Annotated in this window: 18 protein-coding genes and 1 pseudogene; 7 read left to right on the forward strand and 12 right to left on the reverse strand. The window is 73.1% G+C overall.

What is annotated here, in order from left to right; all coding sequences use genetic code 11:
- Positions 1-53: 53 nt before the first annotated feature.
- The 11 genes and pseudogenes from ABZ851_RS04355 to ABZ851_RS04405 form a co-directional block, all read right to left on the reverse strand.
- A pseudogene (locus ABZ851_RS04355) lies at positions 54-1245 on the reverse strand (FAD-dependent oxidoreductase).
- Positions 1246-1382: 137 nt separating this feature from the next.
- Positions 1383-2102 (reverse strand): aldolase/citrate lyase family protein, encoded by a 720-nt coding sequence (locus ABZ851_RS04360; protein ID WP_361121974.1) that lies wholly within the window; start codon positions 2100-2102, stop codon positions 1383-1385.
- Positions 2103-3350: a type III PLP-dependent enzyme gene (locus ABZ851_RS04365; RefSeq protein WP_361121978.1), complete on the reverse strand. Its 1248-nt coding sequence runs from the start codon at positions 3348-3350 to the stop codon at positions 2103-2105. It lies immediately after the preceding gene.
- Positions 3347-5128 carry an IucA/IucC family protein gene (locus ABZ851_RS04370; protein ID WP_361121981.1) on the reverse strand — a complete coding sequence of 594 codons (1782 nt, stop codon included), beginning with the start codon at positions 5126-5128 and terminating at the stop codon, positions 3347-3349. The genes ABZ851_RS04365 and ABZ851_RS04370 overlap by 4 nt, the downstream gene beginning before the upstream one ends.
- Positions 5128-6405, reverse strand: a complete 1278-nt coding sequence (locus ABZ851_RS04375; RefSeq protein WP_361123692.1) for an MFS transporter — start codon at positions 6403-6405, stop codon at positions 5128-5130. The genes ABZ851_RS04370 and ABZ851_RS04375 overlap by 1 nt, the downstream gene beginning before the upstream one ends.
- A gap of 5 nt (positions 6406-6410) precedes the next feature.
- On the reverse strand, positions 6411-8219 hold the full coding sequence (locus ABZ851_RS04380) for an IucA/IucC family protein (protein ID WP_361121984.1): 1809 nt from the start codon (positions 8217-8219) through the stop codon (positions 6411-6413).
- Complete coding sequence (locus tag ABZ851_RS04385) at positions 8216-9406, reverse strand: ATP-grasp domain-containing protein (RefSeq protein WP_361121988.1); 1191 nt, start codon at positions 9404-9406, stop codon at positions 8216-8218. The genes ABZ851_RS04380 and ABZ851_RS04385 overlap by 4 nt, the downstream gene beginning before the upstream one ends.
- 93 nt (positions 9407-9499) lie before the next feature.
- Positions 9500-10513: an iron-siderophore ABC transporter substrate-binding protein gene (locus tag ABZ851_RS04390; RefSeq protein WP_361121991.1), complete on the reverse strand. Its 1014-nt coding sequence runs from the start codon at positions 10511-10513 to the stop codon at positions 9500-9502.
- A gap of 57 nt (positions 10514-10570) precedes the next feature.
- The gene (locus ABZ851_RS04395; RefSeq protein WP_336048809.1) at positions 10571-11383 is read right to left on the reverse strand and encodes an ABC transporter ATP-binding protein; all 813 of its coding nucleotides are present in this window, start codon (positions 11381-11383) and stop codon (positions 10571-10573) included.
- Positions 11380-12456, reverse strand: a complete 1077-nt coding sequence (locus ABZ851_RS04400) for an iron ABC transporter permease (RefSeq protein WP_361121995.1) — start codon at positions 12454-12456, stop codon at positions 11380-11382. The genes ABZ851_RS04395 and ABZ851_RS04400 overlap by 4 nt, the downstream gene beginning before the upstream one ends.
- Positions 12453-13463: an iron ABC transporter permease gene (locus tag ABZ851_RS04405; RefSeq protein ID WP_361121998.1), complete on the reverse strand. Its 1011-nt coding sequence runs from the start codon at positions 13461-13463 to the stop codon at positions 12453-12455. Before ABZ851_RS04405 ends, ABZ851_RS04400 begins: the two co-directional genes overlap by 4 nt.
- A 335-nt stretch (positions 13464-13798) precedes the next feature.
- On the opposite strand from ABZ851_RS04405, the gene ABZ851_RS04410 reads away from it, so the two are divergent.
- The 4 genes from ABZ851_RS04410 (at position 13799) to ABZ851_RS04425 (ending at position 17935) form a co-directional block, all read left to right on the forward strand.
- The gene (locus tag ABZ851_RS04410; protein WP_361122001.1) at positions 13799-14950 is read left to right on the forward strand and encodes an NAD(P)/FAD-dependent oxidoreductase; all 1152 of its coding nucleotides are present in this window, start codon (positions 13799-13801) and stop codon (positions 14948-14950) included.
- A 132-nt stretch (positions 14951-15082) separates the two neighbouring features.
- Positions 15083-15847, forward strand: a complete 765-nt coding sequence (locus ABZ851_RS04415) for a VOC family protein (RefSeq protein ID WP_336048805.1) — start codon at positions 15083-15085, stop codon at positions 15845-15847.
- Between the two features lie 186 nt (positions 15848-16033).
- Entirely contained in the window at positions 16034-16453 is a 420-nt protein-coding gene (locus tag ABZ851_RS04420; protein ID WP_361122004.1) for an SH3 domain-containing protein, read from the forward strand.
- 258 nt (positions 16454-16711) lie between these two features.
- The gene (locus tag ABZ851_RS04425; RefSeq protein WP_361122007.1) at positions 16712-17935 is read left to right on the forward strand and encodes an acyl-CoA dehydrogenase family protein; all 1224 of its coding nucleotides are present in this window, start codon (positions 16712-16714) and stop codon (positions 17933-17935) included.
- A gap of 55 nt (positions 17936-17990) precedes the next feature.
- Here the strand turns inward: ABZ851_RS04425 and ABZ851_RS04430 are convergent, their stop codons facing one another.
- A complete protein-coding gene (locus ABZ851_RS04430; RefSeq protein WP_361122010.1) occupies positions 17991-18566 on the reverse strand; it encodes a CGNR zinc finger domain-containing protein in 576 nt (191 codons plus the stop codon).
- Between the two features lie 103 nt (positions 18567-18669).
- On the opposite strand from ABZ851_RS04430, the gene ABZ851_RS04435 reads away from it, so the two are divergent.
- The 3 genes from ABZ851_RS04435 (at position 18670) to ABZ851_RS04445 (ending at position 23150) form a co-directional block, all read left to right on the forward strand.
- The gene (locus tag ABZ851_RS04435; RefSeq protein WP_361122013.1) at positions 18670-19842 is read left to right on the forward strand and encodes an epoxide hydrolase family protein; all 1173 of its coding nucleotides are present in this window, start codon (positions 18670-18672) and stop codon (positions 19840-19842) included.
- Between the two features lie 313 nt (positions 19843-20155).
- Positions 20156-21004, forward strand: a complete 849-nt coding sequence (locus tag ABZ851_RS04440; RefSeq protein WP_361123696.1) for an oxygenase MpaB family protein — start codon at positions 20156-20158, stop codon at positions 21002-21004.
- A gap of 25 nt (positions 21005-21029) precedes the next feature.
- The gene (locus ABZ851_RS04445; protein ID WP_361122016.1) at positions 21030-23150 is read left to right on the forward strand and encodes a serine/threonine-protein kinase; all 2121 of its coding nucleotides are present in this window, start codon (positions 21030-21032) and stop codon (positions 23148-23150) included.
- Positions 23151-23156: the final 6 nt, after the last annotated feature.

Consider the following 23156-nt stretch of genomic DNA (forward strand, 5'->3'; position numbering starts at 1 on the left):
GGCGGCCACACAGTCGCCGGCCGCGCCCCGTGAGAACGGCCGGCGGCCGCCGCTCAGGGGACGAGCGTGTCCAGCGGTACGTCCGTGTCGGCCAGCCGCTCCACGTCCACGGCCCGCCCGCTCGCCACCAGGGCCCGGATCGGATCGGTGACGTCCCAGACGTTCACATTCATCCCGGCCAGCACCCGGCCGCCGGACAGCCAGAAGGCGATGAACTCACGGGCGGCGGTGTCTCCGCGGAAGACGACCCGGTCACAGCCCTCCGGGCCGACGTACCCCGTGTACTCCATGCCCAGGTCGTACTGGTCGGTGAAGAAGTACGGCAGCCGGTCGTAGCGGACCTCCTGGCCGAGCATGGCCCGGGCGGCGGCCTTCGGCTGGTGGAGGGCGTTGGCCCAGTGCTCGACGCGGAGGTGCCGGCCCAGGAGGGGGTGGTAGGCGTTGGCGACATCGCCGGCGGCGTAGATGTCCGGGTGGGAGGAGCACAGCCGCTCGTCCACGACGACCCCGTTGTCGACCTTGAGCCCGGCCGCGGCGGCCGGCTCGCTGTTGGGGGTGATGCCGATGCCGACGATGACCGCGTCGGCCGCGATCCGGGTGCCGTCGGCAAGCCGCACCCCGTCCACCGCACCGTCCGTGCCGGTGATCTCCGTGACCTGGGTGCCGCAGCGCAGCGCGACGCCGTGCCCGGTGTGCAGGTCGGCGAAGATCTGGGCGACCTCGGGGCCCAGCACCCCCAGCAGGGGCAGCGGCGCCGACTCCAGCACGGTGACCTCGGCCCCGGCCGCACGCGCGGCGGCCGTGGTCTCCAGCCCGATCCAGCCGCCGCCGATCACCACGATCCGGGACGCGGACCGGAAGAGGTCCTTGAGGCGGTCGCTGTCCGCCAGGCGCCGCAGCGTGTGGACCCCGTCGAGGTCGGCGCCGGGCACCGGCAGCCGGCGCGGGGTGGAGCCGGTGGCCAGCAGCAGTTTGGCCGGCCGGGTCGAGCGCGGTGACGGCGTTGCCCAGGCGCAGATCGATGTCGTGCTCGGCGTACCACTGCGACGGGTGGACGTACACCTTCTCCTTCTCGGAGGTGCCCAGGAGATAGCCTTTGGACAGCGGCGGACGCTCATAGGGGCGCTCGCGCTCGTCACCCAGCAGGACCACGGGGCCGTCGAAGCCCTCCGCCCGCAGTGTCTCCGCGGCCTTCGCGCCGGCCAGCCCCGCTCCCGCGATGATGAATGCCGTGTTCTGGGCCATGTCCCGCTCAGCTCCTTCGGACGATCGGTTTCCCGGTCATCAGTTACCCGCCCTGGGCACGGGCCGGTACCGCCGAAGGGGTTGCCGTCAGACCCGCCCGGCGGTCCGCTCCAGGTGGCCCCGCAGCGCCCGCGCCGTCAGATCGCGGTCCTCGCCCACGACGAAGGCCCGGACGCCGTCGGCGCGCCACTCGACGCGGCGCTCCGGCGTGGTGGACATGGCGCAGAAGGGCACCTCGTGGCGGGCGCAGGCGGCGCGGAGGCTCCGGACCGCTTCCCGGACGCGGGGGTGGCGGACCTGCCAGGGCACCCCGTAGGACTGGGAGAGATCGCCGGGGCCCGCAGGACCAGGTCGACGCCGCCGGGGGAGAGGATGTCGTCGATCGCCTCGACCCCCTCGGCGTCCTCGATGAGCGCCACGATCATGATCTCCTCGTTGGCCCGGCGGAGGTAGTCGGCCGGGTCGATGAGGCCGAAGCCGGGGCCCCGGCCGCCGTTGAGGGAGCGCATGCCCTCGGGCGCGTAGCGGGCGGCGCGGATGGTGGCGTCGATGTCCGTGCGCTCCCGGACGTGCGGGACGACGATGCCCATCGCCCCGGCGTCCAGGGCGCGCAGCACGGCGCCGGGATCGGCCTCGGGGACCCGGACGAACGGGGTGAGCCCGGTCGTCTCGGCGGCCCTGATGAGGTTTTCCAGCCGCTGCGGGTCGACGAGCGTGTGCTCGGTGTCCAGGATGACGAAGTCGTAGCCGGCGCAGCCGATCATCTCGACCATGTTGGGCTCGGGCAGCGTGCTGAACAGCCCGTACGCCTCCTCGCCCGCGGCGAGCCTGTGCCGGACCTCGTTGGGGCGCAGCACTCAGGCCTCCCCGGCCGCGCCGGGCTCCCCGCCACCGAGGAAGTGGAAGCCGGGGCGCGGGTGCATCAGGAAGTCGTGGTGCGAGATGTTCCAGGCGTATGCCCCGGCCACCCCGAACACCACCCGGTCACCGGCCCGCAGCCCCGGCGCCGGGACGTTGCGGGCGAGGACGTCCTTGGGGGTGCACAGCTGTCCGGTGACGGAGACCCGGTCGCCCCGCGCGGCCGACCGCGGCCAGGGGTGCGGCCAGGGCGCCTCGGACGGCAGCACCGTGCAGGGCTGGTCGTGGCCCTTGGTCGCGGGCGTGCGCAGATGGTGGGTGCCGCCGCGGACCACGGCGAACTCCTCGCCGTGGCTGTGCTTCACATCCAGCACCTCGGTGGCGTACCAGCCGCAGTAGGCGGTCAGCGCGCGACCGGGCTCGATGCGCAGGGTGAAGCCGGGGTGGGCGTCGGCGAGCCGCGCCAGGCCCGCACCGTACGCCGCCCAGTCGAACCGGCGCTCCGGCTCGGCGTAGTCGACGGCCATGCCGCCGCCGATGGTCACCTCGGAGAGCGGTATCCGGTGGTGTGCGGCCAGGGCGGCGGCCCACTGCACGATGGCTTCGGACACCGCGAGCTGTTCGGGTGCCTCCAGGCCGCTGGCCAGGTGGGCGTGGATGCCGCGGAGTTCGAGCTGCGGGTAGGTGCCGTCGGTGAGCAGGGCGACGACCTCACCGGCCTGGCCGGGGTCCAGGCCGAAGGGGGTGGGGCGGCCGCCCATGGCGAGCGAACTGCCGTCCAGGGAGCCGTCGTCGACCGGCAGGTTGAACCGGGCCAGCACCGCGATCCGGCGCTGCGGGGCCAGGCGGGCGGCCAGGCTCGCGAGCATGTGGAGCTCGTAGACGCTCTCCACGTGGAAGCGCGCCACACCCAGCTCCAGCGCCTGGGTGACCTCGGCGGGCGTCTTGCCCGGTCCGCCGAAGGCGAGCGGCGCGTCGGGCACGGCCTTGCCGACGTGCGCCAGCTCGCCGCCCGAGGAGACCTCGTAGCCGTCCACGTACGGGCGCAGCGCCGCCAGGATCTCCGGCTCCGGATTGGCCTTGGCCGCGTAGTACAGCTCGACGCGCTCGGGCAGCGCGGCCCGGACCTCGGCCAGATGCGCGCGCAGCGCCGTCAGGTCGTAGAGGTAGGCGGGCAGTTCCTCGGGCGCGAGGGTCAGGGCGCGGGCGCGGACGCCCGGGGTGAGGGCGGGGGCGGGGGCGGTCATCGGGCGCTCCAGGGGGTGGTGTCGTCGGTACGCACGGCGCCGGACAGAACGGCTTCGGCCAGCGGCGAGGGCAGCAGGACGTAGCCGGCCTCACGGTCGGCCTTGCGCTCCCAGCGGGTGAGCAGATTGGCCTTGGCGGGCAGCGGGACGCCGGCCAGCAGGGCGGCCAGCCGCGGCGGGCAGCCGTAGCGGTCCGCGTGGGTCTGCAGGGTGCGGCGGACCTGCGCCCACAGCTCCGTCTCGGTGTCCGGGTGCAGGTCGGCGAGCGCGGCGAGCATTTCGGCGACGTGGTTGACCAGCAGGCAGTACACCACCCGGTCCCAGCCGCGCTGGGCGTCGTAGGTCATCGGCGCCGCGACCTGCTCGGGCAGCGAGGCCAGCAGGTCGGCGTGGTGCTCGGGGACGAGCTTGGTGCCCTCCAGGTCGCGGAAGAGGACCTGTGCGGGCATCCCGTCGCCGTCGACGCAGACCAGCACGTTCTGCAGATGCGGCTCCAGCACCAGCCCGTGGTCGAAGTAGGCGGCGAGCACCGGCGGCACCAGCAGGTTGAGGTAGGCGGCCCACCACTCCAGCGCGGCCTGCGGCCCGGCGCCGTCCAGGAGGCGGGAGATGTGCGCGGGGCTGGTGGGGTACTCGTCGGCGACCGCGCCCGCCAGCAGCGGGGTGGTGCCCGGCAGCAGCCGCTGGGACAGGCCCTCGCGGACGATGACGCCGAAGCCCTCCAGCAGCTCGGTGTCCGGGCGGCCGTCCGCGCCGGGCAGCGCGAGGCTGCGGTAGGCGGGCTCCCGGAGCACCGCGGCGCCGGGGAACCGGGTGGCGAGGTCGGCGAGCGCGGGCGCCAGCAGCCGGGTGAGGGCCACCGCCCCGGACAGTTCGTAACTGGCGTTCTTGCGGAGGCAGTTGGTGATGCGGACGTTCAGGCTGAACTTCAGGAAGGCGTCGCCGTCGTAGAGCGTGCGCACCGACGCGGTGGCGGCGAACGGCGTCTCGCTGCTGCCCAGGACGCGGATGTCGTCGCGCTCCAGCGCCTGTGAAAGGCCCGCGTGGTCGCGCAGCAGCTCGTACTGCCAGGGGTGGACGGGCAGCAGCCGGTAGCCCTCCGGGACATCGGCGTGCAGCGCGTCCAGCGGGGCGGTGGCGCCGTCGCCGGACCCCTCCTCGGCGATCAGCTCCGCGCGCACGGCGAGCAGCAGCAGCGGGAAGACGGCCCCGGTCTCGGGGGCGTAGGACTGCCAGGCGGTGGGGTCGCCGGTGCGGGCCTTCGGGGTCGGGTGGAAGCGGTGGCCCAGGAGCAGCGACTGCTCGGAGGCGACGTAGGCGGCCTGCCAGTCGTCCCCGTCGGCCGGGCCGGCGGCGCTGTCCTGCCCCGTACGGGCCGCCAGCGCGGCCGAAACGGCCTGGTGGCTGGAGGCGATCTGGTCCAGGAACTCCTCGTTGTCGACACCGGTGCGCAGGGACAGCTCGGCGTGCACATATTCGGCCAGCCGGCGCCAGCCGACCTCGGCCCAGCCGTCGGCGGTCTGCTCGGACACCGGGCCGGTGAACCGGTGCGCGCCGAGCAGCGAGGTACGGCGCAGCGCGACCCGCAGCAGCACTCCGCGGCGCGGCAGCCGCAGCAGCAGCCGGCCGTGGTCGACGGCGGTCTGGTGCTCGGGTCCGGACACCTCCCGCAGCAGACAGTTGAGCAGGGTGTGCGCCACGGCCTGGTCCGCGGTGGGCAGTGTGGTGGGGGCGGCGCAGGCCGTGGCGGGGGCGGGCGAATTGGTCAGCGAGGGCATCACAGGCTCCTGCGGGTGCGGATGGTACGGGGAAGGCGGGGGACGGCGGTCGCCACCACGGTGACCAGCGCAATCGCGGTGCCGGTCAGGACGGGCGCGGTGGGGCCGAACCAGTCGTTGCCGGCCGCGGCGGCCACCCCGGCGGCGACCGCGCCGGCCTTGGAGAAGAATTCGATCGAGCCGAACAGCCCGCCGGGAGCGCGGCCCCTGGCACAGTCGGCGGCCAGCACCGACATACAGACCAGGCCCAGGGTGAGGCCGGCGCCGAGCACCAGACGCACCGCGACGAAGGCGGTCAGCGAGTGGGCGATGCCGTGCCCGGCCAGGCCCAGCGCGATACAGCCGAAGCCGAGCGCTATGCCGGCCCGGGGGCGGCTGCGGAAGAGCGAGTGCACCGGGATCGCGGCGATCAGGTAGCACATGTGCGGCAGGGCGAACAGGACACCGGACACCATCGGTCCGGTGCCGGGTATCCGCTCCTTGATGAGGGAGATCAGGTACGGGAAGGAGATGACGGTGGAGAAGACGAAGGCGAACTCGATGGCGTACAGGGCCCGCAGGGAAGCGGCCGGGGCGCGCCCCGAGGGCTCGGCCGCGGCCTCGACCACCGGCGTTCCGTCCGCCTCGGTCTCCGCGGTGGTGGCCCGCGGCGGTGCGGGCCGGGTGCGCGGCGGCTCGGGGAGCGCGGCCAGCATCACGGCGGCGGCCAGCGGCAGCACGGCCAGCAGTGCGTACTGACGGTGCGGCGACAGCCACGGCGTCAGCGAGCCGACCACGATCGGGGCGCACACCAGCGCCGCGCGGGCGCTGGCCTGCATCAGCGTCAGCGCCCGGGACAGCGCATGGCCCTCCAGTGCGGCCCCCAGGTAGCCGTTGGACGCGGCGAAGGTGCCGCCCAGCACGCCCTGGAGCACCAGCGCGGCGGCGAAGGTGCCGATCGAGTCGGCCCAGCCCGCCAGCAGGAACGCCGCGGCCAGCCCCAACTGCGCCCGCAGCAGCAGCCGTTTGCGGCCGAACCGGTCCGCGAGCCGCCCCCACAGCGGCGCGCCGACGGCCCCGAAGATGGTGGGCACGACATAGAGCAGACCGGCCCAGCGGGCGGCGCCGTCGCCCAGCTCGGGCAGGATCTCGGTGAGGTACGGCGGCAGGCCCAGCGCGGCGAACGAGGCCACGAAGTAGCAGCCGGCCACGGCGAACACCTGGCGGCGGGCGAGTCCGGGGCTGACCTTGGTCTCGACGGCGTTCGGTTCGACCCGTGCGGCCGTGGCGGTTTTCATCGGGCTCATCGGGAAATCCCCGTCGGCAGCAGATAGTTGGGGCCGGTGGTGTAGTGCTTGTTGATATCGGCCGCGCCGGACCGCTCCTTGGACAGCAGGGTGCCGGCGCTGACCATCGCCTTGACCGGCAGCTCCGGGGCGTCCAGGACATGTGCGCGCAGCGCGGCGCCCGGCCCGCCCGGCGCGGTGCCCAGGCGTGCGACGGCCTCGGCGAGCCGGTCGCGGACCAGGCCCAGCAGCCGGTCGAGCGGCGCCCGCCCGTGCCGGGCCAGCCCGAAGGCGTAGGAGCCCGCGCACAGATGGAGGGTGATGGTGGTGAACAGGTCGAGCACCGGCCGGTCGTGGTCCGCGAAGATCCGCGGATCGGCGAAGTCCGCGGGGTCCGGGGCGTCCTCGCCCAGGGTCTCCCGCAGCCGTACGGCGTTGATGCGCGGCGCGTCGTTGTCCTTGAACAGCAGCCGCAGCCGGGTGCCGTGCGCGCCGTCGTCCAGGACCAGCGAGATGTTCTGCTGGTGCGACTCCAGGCCGAAGCCGTAGCCGAACAGGGTGGTCTGCCAGTCGAAGAGCAGGGTGAGCACGGCGTCCAGCAGGGCCAGCGGGTCACCGCCGTAGAAGCGGTCGGCGAGCTCGTCGATCACCAGCCGTCCGCCGGGCGCCCGGCCCAGCAGTGCGGCCATCGGCACCACTGCGCTGCCGTCCAGCCCGGCCGGGTAGCGCCGGCACAGCACGGCCAGCAGCTCGTGCCCGGCGTGCGCGTAGACCGTCTCGTCGGCCTGCAGAATCGATTCTGCGAACCGCGGTTCGCGGGCGATCACCTGGTCCAGCAGCCGCTGGCCCTCGGCGCCGTCGATGAGCGTACGGGGCTTGATGGTGCGCCGGTTGCGCAGCCCCAGCGTCGCGGTGGCCAGCGGCAGCTTCAGATGCAGCCGGGGGTCGGCGTCCAGCGCCACGGTCCGCATCGACAGGGTCGGCACCGCCCGGAGCAGGGCGCGCCCCGACAGCACCGCCTCGCCCTCCAGACCCCTCTCGCGCAGCGCCTCGTCCAGCGGTCCGCCGAGCGTCAGCGGGTGGATGGGCAGGGCGAGATGACTGTCGTCGAGGTGCGGCAGATCCAGCTCCGCCGGCGTCGGCCAGCAGCCGGGCAGCGCCGCGGTGCCGCCCGCGACGGTCATCGCGGCGCGCGGTACGGCCAGCCAGCGCAGCGGGAACTCCGGGTGGAACTCGGGGGCGTAGGACCGCAGGTGGTCCTCGTCCAGGCCGGAGCGGCCCCGCGAGGTCGGGTAGACGGGGTGGTCGATACGCGCGGCGAGGGCGTCGTGGGCCAGTCCGCCGTCCACTCCCCGCCAGGTACCGGCCGAGGAGCCATGGCGCTCCGTCAGCAGCCGGTCGACCTCGTCCCGGGTGCGGGTGTGCAGCCGCATCGTCGCCAGGGTCTGCCGGCACTCCTCGGCGAAGGCGTCGAAGCCGGGGCGGTCGGCCGGGTCGGCGAGCGCGCGCAGCGCGGTGAGGACCGCGTCGAGTGAGGTGAGCCGGGCACCGTCGGATTCGCGGACGAGCAGCGGCAGCCGGGCCGCATGGGTGCTCTGGTAGCCGTCCGCGCCCAGCGGCAGCAGCAGGGCGCCGGCGTCCGGGCCGGCGGGCAGCCGCAGCCAGGGGCCGTCCGGCCGCTCCAGCAGCGTGCCGCGGGTGCGCAGACCGACCACGTCCTCGCGCAGCAGCGCGCTCAGCACCCGCACCAGCAGCGCGGACTCCTCGTCCGGGCCGGCCGTCTCCTGCCCGGCCGGCGCGTCGGTGAGATCGGGGGAGACGGTCATGACGAGATCTCCCAGCGCTCCGCGGCGAAGAAGCCCTCCGCGGCTCGGTCCAGGGCGCCGCGGTCGGTGCCGGTGGCCCGCAGGACGCCCAGGTAGTCGCGGTTGGTGCGGTAGTGCGGGTGCTCGGTGCCGACCGCGCGCAGCGGCCGGTAGGCCAGCCGTACGCCGTCCGTCTCGCGGTCCGTGGCGGCGGGCGCGGCGGTGAGCGTCCCGGCCCGGTCGGCGAGGGCGTACTCCACCCGGCCCGCGCCGTCGCGCCGGGCACCGAGATCGGCGGGCAGCGGCTCGCCGAGATGGGTGCGCAGGACGTGCTCGAACAGCTCGATGCCCAGGACCCGGGCGAGCAGCAGATCGCACTGGTCGCCGATGACGCGGTAGTTCACCTCGATGAGCCGCGCCCGGCCCTCGTGCACCACGAACTCCGTGTGGCAGGCGCCGAACCCGACGCCCAGCGCGTCGAGTTGGGCCAGCACCTGGGCGAGGACCGGCTCCGGGTGGGCGGCGACGAAGTCGTGCCGCTCCTCGATGAAGGACGGCGGGGCGGAGAGGGTGGTGTGGAATCCGCCCAGGACGTGGCGTCGCCGGCCGTCACCGAGGGTTTCCAGCGTGTACAGCTCGCCGGCCAGGAACTCCTCGGCGACCAGCGCAGCCTCTGGACGCCGGGCCTGTATCTCCTCGGCGCGCGCCACCAGTTCCCCGGGGCCGTCGGCCAGCATCACGTCCTCGCTGGCCACGCCCTCGCGGGGTTTGACGACACAGGGGTAGGGGAGCCCGGCGGCGGTGAGCGCCGAGGGGTCCTGCCCGGGGGCGAGCTCCACGGACCGCACGGTGTCGGCGCCGGACGCGGCGAGGTGGCGGCGCATCTCGGCCTTGTTCTTGGCGCGCAGTGTGGCCCGCCAGTCCTTGCCCGGCAGCCCGAAGTACTCGGCGGCCAGGGCCGCCTGGGTCTGCAGGTGGTCGCTGTTGGTGAAGACCGCGGCGGCCGGGTGGTGGGTGGCGATGCGGGTGATGACGGCACGGAAGTCACGGACGTCGCACTCCAGGACCTCTGCCCGGCAGCCGGTGCGCCGGTGGGCCTCGGGCTGGTCCGTCAGCAGCGTGACATCGAGACCGAGGCGGGCGGCGGCGGGGAGGAATCCCTCGGTGACCGAGTCGGTGGGGTTGAGAGCGAGCAGGTACATCCGCATGTGGCGGGGCCCTTCAGGATCAAGGGTGGTGCGGGGGACATCGAGGACGGGGGCGGGCCGTGGGGACGGCGGCCCACCCCCGTTGCGGGCGGGTCAGCCCTTGGGCAGCGGCACGCCGGTGGCCTTGGCCACGTCGGCGAGCATGTGCTCGGCGGCCTGGATGCCGATGCCGGACATCCAGGTCTCGTCGGGCACGTTGATGACCTTGTGCTTCTTGACGGCCGGCAGGTCCTTCCAGACCGGGTTGGACGTGACGTCTTTCTGCTGGGTCTTGCTCGGCGTGTCCGCGGTGGTGACGAACACCAGGTCCGCGTCGGCCTTGTCGATCTGCTCGGGGCTGACGTCCAGCATCGTCTTGGCCGGGTCGGTCGAGCTCTGCGACTTCGGCCGGGCCAGGCCGATGTCGTCGAGGACCACACCGCTGTAGGAGGACTTCTGGTAGAGACGGGTCGGGCCGGCGACGAAGCGCACCACGGACGCCGACGGCATCTTGCCGTGGTACTTCTTCTTGATGGCCTCGCCCAGCGCCTTGGCCCGGCTCTCGTACTCCTTCAGCTTCCGGTCGGCTTCCTTCTCCAGACCCAGCGCCTTGGCGTGGACCTTGAGATTGGCCTTCCAGGGGCCGCCGGTGGTCTCGGTGAAGACGGTCGGCGCGATCTGCCGGAGCTTGTCGTAGATCTTCTCGTGCCGGACCTTGGAGGACAGGATCAGGTCGGGCTTCAGGGCGATGATCTTCTCCAGGTTCGGCTCCAGCAGCGGACCGACGTCCTTGACACCCCCGATCTCGTCCTTGAGGTAGGTGGGGAAGCCGCCCTCGGTCTTCATGTGCGGGGAGACCGCGCCGACGGGCTTGATGCCGAGCGTGGCGACGTCGTCGAGCTCACCGGTGTCCAGCACGACCACGCGCTTGGGCTTGGCGGGGATCTTCACGTCGCCGCCCATGGCGCTCTTGACGGTGCGCGGGAAGCCGGCGCCGCTCTTCGCCGCGTCATCGCCGCCCGAGGAGGTGCCGCCGCCGCACGCGGTGAGGGCGCCCGCGCCCAGGACGACGGAGAGCAGCGCGGCCGGCAGCCGGCCGGCGCCGTGGAAGGTGGATCTGGTCAGCATGAGGGTTCGACTTCCTGAGGGGGAGCGGAAAGGGGAGAGGCCGTGGGGGAGGCCGGGTCAGGCGGAGACGGCGGTGTGCCGTTTCGCGCTGCCTTTGGGGACGACCAGCGGGGTGCCGGTCTCGGGGTCGGGGATCACCCGGCAGTCCACGTCGAACACGGACTTGACCAGCTCCGCGTCGAGGACGTCCGCCGGTGCGCCGGCCGCCGCCAGCTGCCCGTCCTTGAGGACCACGAGGTGATCCGCGTACCGGGCCGCCTGGCCGAGGTCGTGCAGCACCATCACCACGGTGCGGCCCGCCTCGGAGTGCAGTGCGGCGACCAGATCGAGGACATCGAGCTGGTGCCGCAGATCGAGGAAGGTGGTCGGCTCGTCGAGCAGCAGCAGTTCGGTGTCCTGGGCCAGCGCGAGCGCGATCCAGGCGCGCTGCCGCTGGCCGCCGGAGAGCCGGTCGACGCTCTGGTCGCGCAGCTCCAGGGTGCCGGTGCGCCGCAGCGCCTCCTCCACCGCCTGCTGGTCCGCCGTCGACCAGGGGCTCAGCAGCCGCTGGTGCGGGTAGCGGCCCAGCCGGACCAGCGCCTCGACCGTGATCGCGTCGGGGGTGACCGGCTGCTGGGGGAGCAGCCCCATCCGCAGGGCCAGCGCCTTGGCCGGCATCCGGTGGATGTCGGAGCCGTCCAGCGCGACGGTGCCGGCGGACGGCGCCAGCAGCCGGGTCAGCCCGCGCAACAGCGTCGACTTGCCGCAGGCGTTGGGGCCGACGATCGCGGTGACGGCGCCGCCGGGCAGCACCAGATCGAGGCCGCCGACGATCAGCCGGTCGCCGTAGCGCAGATCGAGTCCCTGGGTGGAGAGCTGGTTGGCGGTCATCGGACACTCCTGTTGACGGAACTGCTCTGACGGATCATCAACACCAGCAGCCACGGTGCGCCCAGCGTGGCGGTGACCACGCCGACCGGCAGCCCGCCGACCGGCAGCAGGTACTGCGCCACGAGGTCGGAGGCGAGCAGCAGCACCGCACCGGCCAGGCCGGACAGCGCCAGCGTCCCGGCGGTCGGCGGTCCGGCGAGGAAGCGCACCATGTGCGGGACGGCGAGCGCGACGAAGGCGACCGGCCCGGTCAGCGCGGCGGCCAGCGAGGCCAGCACGATGGCGACGACCAGGATCTGCAGGCGGGCGGTGTGGGTGCGCAGACCGAGCGCGCCCGCCGAGTCGTCGCCCAGGTCGAGGACCGCGAGCCGGCGCTGCAGCACAAAGGCGGCGAGCAGCGCCACGGCCATCGCCCCGCCCGCTGACCACACCTCGGTCCAGGTCCGCCCGTACACCGACCCCGTGGTCCACTGCAGGGCCGAACCGGCCAGCTCGGTGGGGAAGCGGACCACCATGAAGCTCACCGCCGCGGACAGCCCCGCCTGGACGGCGAGACCTACCAGCACCAGGCGGGTCACGCTGACCCCGGCGCGCCAGCCGAACACCCCCAGCAGGACCGCGGCCAGCAGCCCGCCGCCGAGGGCGGCCAGCGGCATCAGCGCCTGTGAGGCCCCGGCGGCCAGCATCGCCACCGCGCCGAACGAGGCTCCGCCGGTCACCCCCATCACATCGGGGGAGGCGAGCGGATTGCGGAACAGCCGCTGCAGCAGGGCACCGGCCACCGCCAGGCCCGCGCCCGCCACGATGGCCGCGACCATCCGCGGGGCCCGGAACTCCTGGACCACCAGCACGGTGGCGGAATCACCGGTCCCGAACAGGCCCTGGACCGCATCGGCGGGCGGCAGCGGCATATCGCCGTTGGCCACCGACACCGTCACCAGCGCGCCGAGCACCACAAGACCGGCGAGGGCGAGCAGCAGGGTCCGGCGGACCGTGCGCCGGCGTCGGGGGGCGGGGGAGGGAGCGGGGGACGGCGGGCCGAGCGGCTTCTCGTCCCGTGCGAGGTCGGTCATCGGGCCACCTTCCGGGCCAGCAGGGCCAGCAGCGGCGCGCCGAGGAACGCGCTGATGATGCCGACCTGCAGCTCGGACGGCCGGATGACGACCCGTCCGAGAATGTCGGCGGCGAGCAGCAGCAGGGGACCGGCGATCAGACAGCCGGGCACCACGATCCGGTGGTCGGAGGTGCGCAGCAGCTGGCGGACCAGGTGCGGGGCGGCCAGTCCGATGAAGGCGAGCGGACCGGCCACCGCCACCGCCGACGCGGCGAGCAGGACGACGGTCAGGCCGCCGGCCACCCGGATCCGGGTCACGCGCACGCCCAGCGCCTGCGCCGCATCGTCGCCCAGCGCCAGCGCGTTGAGGGCGGGGGCGAGGACCAGCGCGAGGAGCAGGCCGAGCACCAGGGTCGGCAGCACCGGATAGAGCACCGACAGCGGGCGCTCGGCCAGCGAACCGGCCATCCAGAACCGCGCCTCGTCCAGTGACCGCTTGCTGGCCAGCATGACCGTCGAGGTCCAGGAGACCAGGACGAGTTGGAGGACGGTGCCGCCCAGCGCGAGCCGCGCCGGGTCGAGATCGCCGGCGCGCCGGGCCAGCGCCTGGGCGAACAGTGCGGCGGCCGCGGCTCCGGCGAACGCGAACCAGACGTACTGGGCGGGACGGGTCAGATGCAGTGCGTAGATCGCGGTGACCACCGCGAAGCCCGCGCCGGCGTTGATGCCGAGCGTCGTCGGGGACGCGAGCGGGTTGCGGGTGACGCCCTGGACGACCGCACCGGCGACGCCGAGCGCCGCGCCGACCGCGAGGGCCACCACGGTCCGCGGCAGCCGAAGTCCGGTCACCACAAGGGCATCCCGCCCGTGGACGGCGCCGGACAGCGCGTCCCACACGGTGGACAGCGGTACGGACCGGGCACCGAGGGCGAGGCTCAGGGCGGCACAGGCCGCCAGAGCGCAGAGCCCGGCCACGAACAGCGGGACGCGCCGCAGGAGGTTCGCGGCGGGACGCGCATCGGGCACAGGGGGTGCAGTGGCAGGTGGTTTGAACGTCGGCACGCGTCGTTACATTAGGTTAGGCATACCTAATCATGCAACCGCGGAAGCGTTAACCGATCAACTGTCCTTTTTGTCGGGCGGATATCCGCCGATGGGCCCTCGTAAGGCCCCGACCTGGGGTGATCTACCCACCCCCGCCCCCGCTCACTCCGGTGAACCACCGCGATTCCCGTGCCGCGCTCCTCGCGTACAGGGGGAGAGTGGTGGTGAGTTGTGCGAAAAGCTCATCGATGGAGCTTTTGGGGCGATGTGCTTTTCTGAGGGGGAGGCCCCGCCGTCCTGCCCGTCTGAGGAGCGCCATGACCCCCACCACTCCCCGTATCGCGATCATCGGCGCCGGCCCCGGCGGACTGACCTGCGCCCGCGTTCTGCAGCGCAACGACGTACCGGTCACCGTCTTCGAGCACGACGCCTCCGACGGCGCCCGCCCGCAAAGGGGTACACTGGAGCTGCACATGACGACATGTCAGGCAGCGCTGCGGGCCGCCGGTCTGCACGAGGAGTTCGCCGCCGTGGCCCGCCCCGCGGGTCAGGAGACCCGGCTGCTCGACCACACCGCGACGGTCCTCTTCCAGTACGCCCCCACTCCCGCCCCCGGCGCGGCCGACCGCTCCGAGATCGACCGGGGCGAGCTGTGCCGGCTGCTGCTGGACTCCCTCACCCCCGAAACCGTGCGCTGGGGCAGCTATCTGCGCACCCTTCATCCGCTCGGCGACGGCCGCCACCGGGCCGAGTTCGACGACGGCCACACCGAGACCTTCGATCTGGTCATCGGTGCCGACGGCAGCTGGTCCAGGGTCCGGCCGATGCTCTCCGACGCCACCCCCCACTACACCGGGGTCACCTTCGTCGAGTCCGGATTCGAGGACGCCGACACCCGTCACCCCGAGGTCGCCCGGCTGGTCGGCGCCGGCCGCATGAGGGCGGAGTCCGCCGGCCGGGCGCTGATCGCCCGGCGCGACAGGCGCGGCCGCGTCCGCCTCTATGCCGCCTTCCGCGGCTCCCAGGACTGGGCACTGGAGGCCGGGGTGCGGATGACGGACACCGAGGCCGTCCGCGCCGTACTCCTCGACCGGTTCGCGGGCTGGGACGAACGGCTGCTGGCACTGCTGCGGGACAACGACGGCGGCTTCGCCCATCGGCCGCTGTTCGCCCTGCCGGTGCCGCACACCTGGACGCACACCCCCGGCCTGACCCTGCTCGGCGACGCCGCGCACCTGATGCCGCCGTTCGCGGTTCCGGGCGCCGGCCTCGCCATGCTCGACGGCGCCGAACTCGCCCGGGCCCTCACCGGGCGCCGCGACCCGGACGAGGCGGTACGCGCTTACGAGGCAGCCCTGCTGCCCCGCGCCACCGAGGCCGCCGAGCGTGCCGCCCGCGGCCTGGCGCAAGCCCTCGCCCCGGACGCCCCGCGCGGCTCGCTGCGCCATCTGCGCGACCGCCCGCGGTGATCCGCCGCCCTCCGGTTGCGGCCGCGCCGCCCCCGTCGGACGATCGGCAGCGTACGAACGCCGACCGGCGGTGCGCGGCCGCGAGCGCGGCACCGTCCGGCCACGGCCGGGCGCGGAGGGACGGAACGCACCGTGAAGATCACTGAGCCCACACCCGGCGCGCCCTGCTGGGTGGAGCTGGGCACGTCGGACGTGGACGCCGCCAAGGTGTACTACCGCCAGGTCTTCGGCTGGCGCGCCGAGACCGACCCGCGCGACGAGGCGGGCGGCTACACCATGCTGTACCTCGGGGCCGCCCCGGTCGCCGCGCTGACCCCGCTCCACACCCCCGGGCAGCCGACCGCCTGGACCGTGTCGTTCGCGACGCGGGACGCCGATGCGCAGGCCGCGGCGGTCACCGAGGCGGGCGGGCGCCGGCTGTCGGGCCCGATGGACGTCTTCGACCTGGGCCGCTTCGCCGTACTGGCCGACCCGGAAGGCGCGGTCTTCTCGCTGTGGCAGGGCCGGTCGTTCGCCGGCGCCGCGGTGTTCAACGCACCGGGCTCGCTCGGCTGGGTCGAGCTCGCGACCCGGGACGAGGAGGCCGCCAAGGCCTTCTACACGCGGATCTTCGGCTGGACCGTGGGCACGCACAAGGACTACCCGCAATGGGGGATTGATGGCGCCGATTTCGGCGGGATGAGCGCGCTGGACGAGTTCTACCCGGACGACGTGCGGGCGCACTGGCTGCCGTACTTCGCGGTCGCCGACGTCGACGAGACGGCCGCGCGGGCCGCCGAGTCGGGCGGCATGCTGCTGGTGCCTCCGACCGATGTGCCCGCGGGACCGCGGATCGCGGTGATCAGGGATCCGCAGGGAGGGCACTTCGGGATCCACCGCGCCGGTACGGAGGGCTGAGGGGGCCTGACTCCGGCAGCGCTCCGGTGTCCCCGCGGTGCGGCGACTGCCCGTGCCACGGGCGCACTTGCGCCGTCACACGATCGGCGGCCTGCCCGTCGTTTCACCCCATTCCAGGAGTGGTTTACGCGTAATGTCCACTTCGCGGCAATGGGTGGCATTGCGCGTCGAGAACAGGAGACCCCTATGCCCACGACCGACCTCCTCGTGGCCCGAGGCAAAAAGCTCGCAGCCGGCGCGGGCGCACTGGCCGCGGCCGCCGCTCTCGGTGCGACGCTGCTGGCCGCGGCCCCGGCGCAGGCGGCTCCCGAACCCGCCAAGCCGTTCGGCGTGGTCACCGCCAAGACGGGCCTGAGCCAGCGTCAGTACCCCAGCACGGACTCCTCGGTGCGGGGGCACCTCCACCACCGTGCGCAGGTCGGCCTGGTGTGCAAGGTCCGCACCCAGAGCGTCGGCGGCAACACCGTCTGGTACCTCACCCGCGAGGAGCGCGCGACCTGGGTCGCGGCCAGGTACGTGACCAGTAACGGCCCCGTCAGGTTCTGCAAGGACGTCCAGCGCGGCCGGCTGCTGCCGCCCCACGCGGCGAAGCACGCCGTGGGCTGATGGAACCCCAGCAAGGCCCGGTCCGGTGCCGCGGAGGTACCGGACCGGGCCTTCGTGTGTGCGTCGGGCGGCGTCCGTTCGCGGGGTTCAAGGGGGCGTCGTGGAGCCAGGGGGGGGAGGGTGGCGCGGAGCGTCGCCGCACCCTTCCGAATTACTGAAACAAGTTCTACTGTGCCCCTCGGTCCGGCAGCCGACGGGGCGTCAGCATCCCGCGCCCCTCGGACCGGACGACAACGGACCGGACGATCTGGAGGGGCCGTGCACCTCGAATACACCCCCGAGCAACAGCAGTTGCGCGCCGAGCTGCGCACCTACTTCACCGAGCTGGTGCCGGACGGTGCCCTCGCCGGCCCCCACGGTTCCGAGGCCGGCGCAGGCGGCTCCCCGGGCGGCGCCGCCGACCGGAAGCGTTTCTACCGTGAGACCGTACGGCGGCTGGGCGCGGACGGCTGGCTGGGCGTCGGCTGGCCCAAGGAGTTCGGCGGGCGCGGCCTGTCCCCGACGGAACAGTTCATCTTCTTCGACGAGGCGGCCCAGGCGGGCGTGCCACTGCCGCTGATGGCGCTGAACACCGTCGGCCCGACGATCATGCAGTTCGGCACCGACGAACAGAAGGCCTACTTCCTGCCCCGTATCCTCTCCGGCGAGATCGACTTCGCCATCGGCTACAGCGAACCGGACGCCGGCACCGACCTGGCCGCCCTCAAGACCCGTGCCGTCCGCGAGGGCGACGAGAAGAGCGGTCACTACATCGTCAACGGGCAGAAGATCTGGACGACCAACGGCGACACCGCGGACTGGGTGTGGCTCGCCGTGCGCACCGACCCTCAAGCCCCGCCCCACAAGGGCATCACCATGCTCCTCGTCCCCACCAGCGACCCCGGCTACTCCTGCACCCTGATCAACACCCTCGCCTCGCACGACACCACCGCCAGCTACTACGAGAACATCACCGTCCCGGCCTCCCGCCGCGTCGGCCAGGAGAACAAGGGCTGGCGGATCATCACCAACCAGCTCAACCACGAGCGGGTCACCCTCGCCGCCCACGGCACCATGGCCATCCGCGCCCTGCACGACGTCCAGCGCTGGGCCGCCGCCACCAAGCTCACCGACGGCCGCCGGGTCATCGACCTGGGCTGGGTACGCGGACGGCTGGCCCGCACCCACACCAGACTCGACGCCATGAAGCTGCTGAACTGGCAGATGGTCGACGCCCTCCAGCAGAACACCCTCACCCCCCAGGACGCCTCCGCCGTCAAGGTCTACGGCTCCGAGGCCCGCCGGGACGCCTACGCCTGGCTGATGGAGGTCGTCGGCGCCGCGGGTCCCCTCAAAGAGGGCTCGGCGGGCGCCGTACTCCACGGCGAACTGGAACGCGGCTACCGCTCCGCCGTCATCTTCACCTTCGGCGGCGGCAACAACGAGATCCAGCGCGAGATCATCTCGTGGATCGGCCTGGGGATGCCCCGCGTACGGCGCTGAGCGGGGCTGACGAGGGCGCAGGGGTGGGGACCGCTTGGCGGTGCCGAGGTAATGATCACTCCGTTGATCTGGGGTTTTTGCGCTGGTTGGCATGGAAGCGCGCCTTCTTCTGACGATTCCCGCACGTGTTCATGTCGCACCATTTGCGGGTGCGGCTCCGGCTGGTGTCGAAGAAGGCGGCTTGGCAGGTCGGTGAGGCGCACAGGGCCAATTTTCCGTCTCGTTCGCCTGCGATGATGCTGATCGCGTCGGCGGCGATCACGCTGAGGGCATCTTCCACGCAGGAAGCCGGGCTGAGCCGCCATTGCCGCTTGCCCTCGGGCGTCAGGATCGCTGCGGCCCGACCCTGAGCGCTGCGGTCATTGATGACGTGGACGGCAGACGCAGGCAGAGCGTCCTGGATCGCGGCCGCTGTCGCGGCGGCGTGAATCGACTCCCGCAGTTCCCGGGCGAGGCCGAGCTGGGCAGTGCTGCAGGAGTCCACGGCGAGGCCGTTCACCGTCAGCCAGTCGACGAGCCGCTGCGGCGTGGGAATGCGCTCCACGGCGTCGCCATAACGCTCCGACAGAGTCCCCGTGAAGCTGGTCGCCAGCACCTTACCGAGGCGGAAGTCAGGGAACGCGGCATGCATGGAACCACCTTAGCTGGTTGCGGCGTGGCTCGGAGAGCTGCTAGAACCGCCTTAGCCGGTTCGCGATCGGTCGTAGCCGGTTCCACGACGGCCAGGAGGCCTCATGCCCCTTCCGACCAGCGACGTGCAAGCGTTTGAAGCCCATGCGACGGACGCTGACCTCGACGATCTGCGCGCGCGACTGGCCGCGGCACGACTGCCGGAGGCCGAGACGGTCCATCGCGCCGCGCCCGGCCCTCGCCGATGGGAACAGGGCGTTCCTCTCGCCGACCTCGTCGAGGTCGTGAACTATTGGCGCACCGGGTACGACTGGCGGTCGTTCGAAGACCGCCTCAACCGGATCGGCCAGTTCCGCACGACCATTGACGATCTGGGAATCCACTTCCTGCACCGCCGGTCCGCGCGCGCGGATGCCACTCCGCTGATCTTGACGCACGGCTGGCCGGACAGCATTGCCCGGTTCATCGATGTAGTGGACGAGCTGGCCGATCCGAAGGATGCGGACGCGCCGGCGTTCCACGTCGTGGTCCCGTCGCTTCCCGGCTTCGGTTACAGCGACCGGCCGGCCACCACCGGGTGGGGAACCGAAAAGATCGCGGCCGCATGGGTGGAGCTGATGGGGCGGCTCGGCTACCGCAGGTTCGCAGCCCACGGGGGCGACTGGGGAGGCAATATCACCACGGTGCTCGGTGGCAGGTTCCCGGCGCACGTTCTCGGCATCCACACCACGTTCGCGGAGGGACCGCCCGGTGTGACGACGGACGGGCTGACGGCGGTCGAGCGCGAGTGGAGCGAGGAGACCCGCGATTTCTGGCGGCACCGCGCGGCGTACGCGAAGCAGCAGGCGACCCGGCCGCAGACCATCGGCTACTCGCTCGTCGACTCGCCGGTCGGGCTTCTTGCCTGGATCCTCGACAAGTTCGCCGAGTGGTCGGACACCGAGGACAGCCCGTTCGAGACGATCTCCCAAGACCGCATTCTTGATGACGTCACCCTGTATTGGCTGACGCGGACCGGCGCCTCGGCGGCCCGCATTTACTACGAGAGCCACAACTCGCTGGACCCCGGGCTCCGGGTCGACGTCCCGTCAGCGATCACTATGTACCCCCGCGACGTCGAGAAGTGTCCGCGCCCCTGGGCGCAGGAGCGCTACCGGCAGATCGTCCGGTGGCAGGAGCCCGAAAGCGGGGGACATTTCCCGTCGCTGGAGGTTCCCGGGTATTTCGTCAAGGACCTGCAAGAAGGCCTCGCGGCAGTGCTGGCCGCTCAGCGGTGAACGCGGCCGGGTGCCGGACCCGGTCACCGCCGGCTCCGGCTCAAGGCGTCTCCCGACGGCTTCCGGACCGAGTGCGGGGGCGTGACCTCCGTCGCCGGGCACCTCGACGACCGGCACGGCGCGCTCGGCCCCCCCGTACGCCCCGGCGGCCGGACCGCATCTGCCGTACCGGGCCCGCCGAGCGCATGATGCACAGGAACCACGGCACGACCCACAATGGAGATACGCCGGAGGCAATGCGGTCCGGCAGCGGGAGGTGGAGCACGTGGCAGGCGACCCGGGGCTTTTCGGGCCCCGTTCCGTGACCTGGCAGATGCACAGTGATCCGATGATGTGGATCGCGGGCATCCGTGCGCTGTACCTCCAGGCGCTGCACCCGCGCGCGGTACGCGGGGTCCTCCAGAACTCGGACTTCAGGAGTGACGCCTGGGGCCGGCTGATGCGGACCGCGCAGTTCGTCGGCACCCTCACCTACGACACCGCCGAGGCCGCCGAACAGGCCGGCGCCACGGTCCGTGGTATCCACCGCCGGCTGTCCGCCACCGATCCCGCCACCGGTGAGCGCTACGGCGTCGACGAGCCGGAGCTGCTGTTGTGGGTGCACTGCGCGGCGGTGGATTCCTACCTGCACGTCCTGCGCCGCTCCGGCTACCCCCTCGGCGACGCCCATGCCGACGCCTACCTCCACGAGCAGCGCGAAAGTGCCCGGCTCGTCGGCCTCGACCCGGCCGGTGTGCCCGGCAGCCGGGCCGCGCTCGCCGCCTACTTCGCCCGTGTGCGGACCGAGTTGGCGCTGACCCCCGAAGCCGGTGAGGTGGACGCGTTTCTGCGCCGGCCGCCGGCCCCGGCCCCGCTCGTACCGGCCCGTGCCCTGTTCTGGCAGCGGGTGGCGCAGCTCGCCTACGGCGCACTCCCGGCGTATGCCCAGGAGCTCTACGGGCGCCCCGCACCCCCGCCCGCAACCGTCACCCGGCGGCTGCGCGCCACCGGCCGCCTCCTTCGCGCCATTCCGCCCGGCGTCCGCTGGCAGCTCCCGCCCCGGCACATCCCGCGCGCCGTCGCACGACTCGGCCCCGGCGCCCGCCCAGCGCCCTACAAGCTCCGTCCTTCCGCCGCCATACTGGACGGGCAGCAGGACACGCAGGGGGAACTGCGCGGCTGACCACGGGGGACGGGGGCGGCGACACATGGGTGCGGACGAGAGACTGGTCCAACGGCGGTACCGGCTGCTCGACACCATCGGGCGCGGCGGCATGGGGGAGGTGTGGCGGGCCCGTGACGAGTCGCTGGGCCGGCAGGTCGCGGTCAAATGCCTCAAGCCCACGGGGCCGCGGCATGAACCCTCGTTCCTGCAGGTACTGCGCGAACGTTTCCGCCGTGAGGCCCGGGTCGCCGCGGCGCTGCAGCACCGCGGCATCACCGTCGTCCATGACTTCGGTGAGGACGAGGGCACCCTCTTCATCGTCATGGAGCTGCTGAGCGGACGTAACCTCAGCCAGTTGCTGGACGACAACCGCCGCCAGCCGCTGCCCGTACCGGACCTCGTCGAGATCGCCGAGCAGGTCACCGCCGCGCTCGCCTACACCCACGAAGAAGACGTCGTGCACCGCGATCTGAAACCGGCGAACATCGTCCGGACCGCCGACGGCACGGTCAAGATCTGCGACTTCGGCATCGCCCGGCTCGGCCACGACATCGGCTTCACCGCCCGCCTCACCGGCACCGGCATCGCCATGGGCAGTCCGCACTACATGTCGCCCGAACAGATCGGCGCCCACGGCGTCGACCACCGCAGCGATCTCTACTCCCTCGGCTGTGTGCTGTACGAGATCGCCACCGGTGTGCCGCCCTTCGACCTGGGGGATGCCTGGGCGGTGCTCGTCGGACACCGTGACCAGGCGCCGAAACCGCCCCGCACACTGCGCCCCGACCTTCCCGAGGCCTACGAGCGCATCATCCTCGAACTCCTCGCCAAGGACCCCGACGACCGGCCCAGGGACGCCGATGAGCTGGGCAAACGCCTCGCCGACGCCCGCCGTCCGCACTCCGGCCGGGGCGCCGCGGCCGGCTCCGGCGACGCGACGGTTCCTGCCGGCCGGCTGCCCTCCTGGACCCGTGGCATCACCCTTGGCTCCTTGGCGGCCCCCGGGCGGCGGACGCACGGGCACCCGGCGGAACGGTCCGCCACCGTCCTGACCGACACCTGGACCGGCGGAGGGAAGGACGCGCAGTGCGGTGAGGCGTCCCCGGCCGCCGGTATCGCCAGCCCGGCACCGCCGGACGACCGCCGCGCCACCCTCGCCGCGCTGGCCGGACGGCACACCGCCGCGCTGAACCTCGGCCGGCTGGGCCGCTGGGAGGAGGCGGGCGAGGCACACCGTGCGCTCGCCGCGGAACGCGAGCGGCTGCTCGGCCCCGACCACCCCGACACGCTCACCAGCCGGCTGGAAGCCGGTCATGCCCTGAGCCGCCTGGGCCGGAGCTTCGAGGCGCACCAGATCTACACCGAGGTGCTGACGGGCCGTGAACGCGCGCTGGGCCCCGACCACCCCGACTCGCTGAGCTGCCGCCACCATGTCGCGCTGAACCTCGGCCGGCTGGGGCGGCTGGAGGACTGCCGCGCCATGGCCCGGGAGGTGGCCGAGGCCCGTGCCCGGGTCCTCGGCGCGGACCACGCCGACACCCTCGCCACCCGCTGCGAACTCGCCCATGTCCTGGGCAGGCTGGGCCAGTGGGCGGAGGCGCTGCACACCTACCGGGACATCGCGGCGGCGCGCACCGCCTCGCTCGGCCCCGACCACCCCGACACCCTCGCCGCCCGCTACGAGGTCGGCATCGGCCTCGGCCGGCTCGGCCGCGGCGGCGAAGCCCTGGCGCTCTACCGGGACCTGACCGCCGCCCGTACCCGTGCCCAGGGCGCGGACGATCCGGAGACGTTGCGCGCCCGGCACGGCCTGGGCGTCAGCCTCGGACGGCAGAACCGCTGGCAGGAGGCGCTGGTGGAGGGGCGGGCGGTCGCCGCGGCACGTGCCCGGGTGCTCGGCCCCGACCACCCCGACACCCTGGTCAGCCGCCGGGAGACCGCCGTGGCGCTCGGCTGGCTCGGCCGCTGGGACGAGGCGCTGGACCTCTACCGCGAGGTCGCGGACGCCCGCGAACGGGTCCTGGGCGCCGGTCATCTCGACGCGCTGGCCAGCTACGGCGACTTGGCCCAGTGCCTGGAGCAACTGGGCCGTACGGATGAGGCGGCCGCCCTCCACCGCCGGGTCGCGGCACTGCGCCGGGAGCGCGCCGCGCGACGGCGGTAGGGAACG

The sequence above is a fragment of the Streptomyces sp. NPDC047049 genome, assembly GCF_040643995.1.
Lineage (GTDB): Bacteria > Actinomycetota > Actinomycetes > Streptomycetales > Streptomycetaceae > Streptomyces > Streptomyces mooreae.

Coding starts and splice junctions, on each gene's coding strand:
- ABZ851_RS04410 (WP_361122001.1), top strand. CDS start 13,799: ATGACCCCCACCACTCCCCGTATCGCGATCATCGGCGCCGGCCCCGGC.
- ABZ851_RS04390 (WP_361121991.1), bottom strand. CDS start 10,513: ATGCTGACCAGATCCACCTTCCACGGCGCCGGCCGGCTGCCGGCCGCG.
- ABZ851_RS04380 (WP_361121984.1), bottom strand. CDS start 8,219: ATGACCGTCTCCCCCGATCTCACCGACGCGCCGGCCGGGCAGGAGACG.
- ABZ851_RS04375 (WP_361123692.1), bottom strand. CDS start 6,405: ATGAAAACCGCCACGGCCGCACGGGTCGAACCGAACGCCGTCGAGACC.
- ABZ851_RS04400 (WP_361121995.1), bottom strand. CDS start 12,456: ATGACCGACCTCGCACGGGACGAGAAGCCGCTCGGCCCGCCGTCCCCC.
- ABZ851_RS04420 (WP_361122004.1), top strand. CDS start 16,034: ATGCCCACGACCGACCTCCTCGTGGCCCGAGGCAAAAAGCTCGCAGCC.
- ABZ851_RS04370 (WP_361121981.1), bottom strand. CDS start 5,128: ATGCCCTCGCTGACCAATTCGCCCGCCCCCGCCACGGCCTGCGCCGCC.
- ABZ851_RS04365 (WP_361121978.1), bottom strand. CDS start 3,350: ATGACCGCCCCCGCCCCCGCCCTCACCCCGGGCGTCCGCGCCCGCGCC.
- ABZ851_RS04430 (WP_361122010.1), bottom strand. CDS start 18,566: ATGCATGCCGCGTTCCCTGACTTCCGCCTCGGTAAGGTGCTGGCGACC.
- ABZ851_RS04445 (WP_361122016.1), top strand. CDS start 21,030: ATGGGTGCGGACGAGAGACTGGTCCAACGGCGGTACCGGCTGCTCGAC.
- ABZ851_RS04440 (WP_361123696.1), top strand. CDS start 20,156: ATGCACAGTGATCCGATGATGTGGATCGCGGGCATCCGTGCGCTGTAC.
- ABZ851_RS04395 (WP_336048809.1), bottom strand. CDS start 11,383: ATGACCGCCAACCAGCTCTCCACCCAGGGACTCGATCTGCGCTACGGC.
- ABZ851_RS04435 (WP_361122013.1), top strand. CDS start 18,670: ATGCCCCTTCCGACCAGCGACGTGCAAGCGTTTGAAGCCCATGCGACG.
- ABZ851_RS04385 (WP_361121988.1), bottom strand. CDS start 9,406: ATGCGGATGTACCTGCTCGCTCTCAACCCCACCGACTCGGTCACCGAG.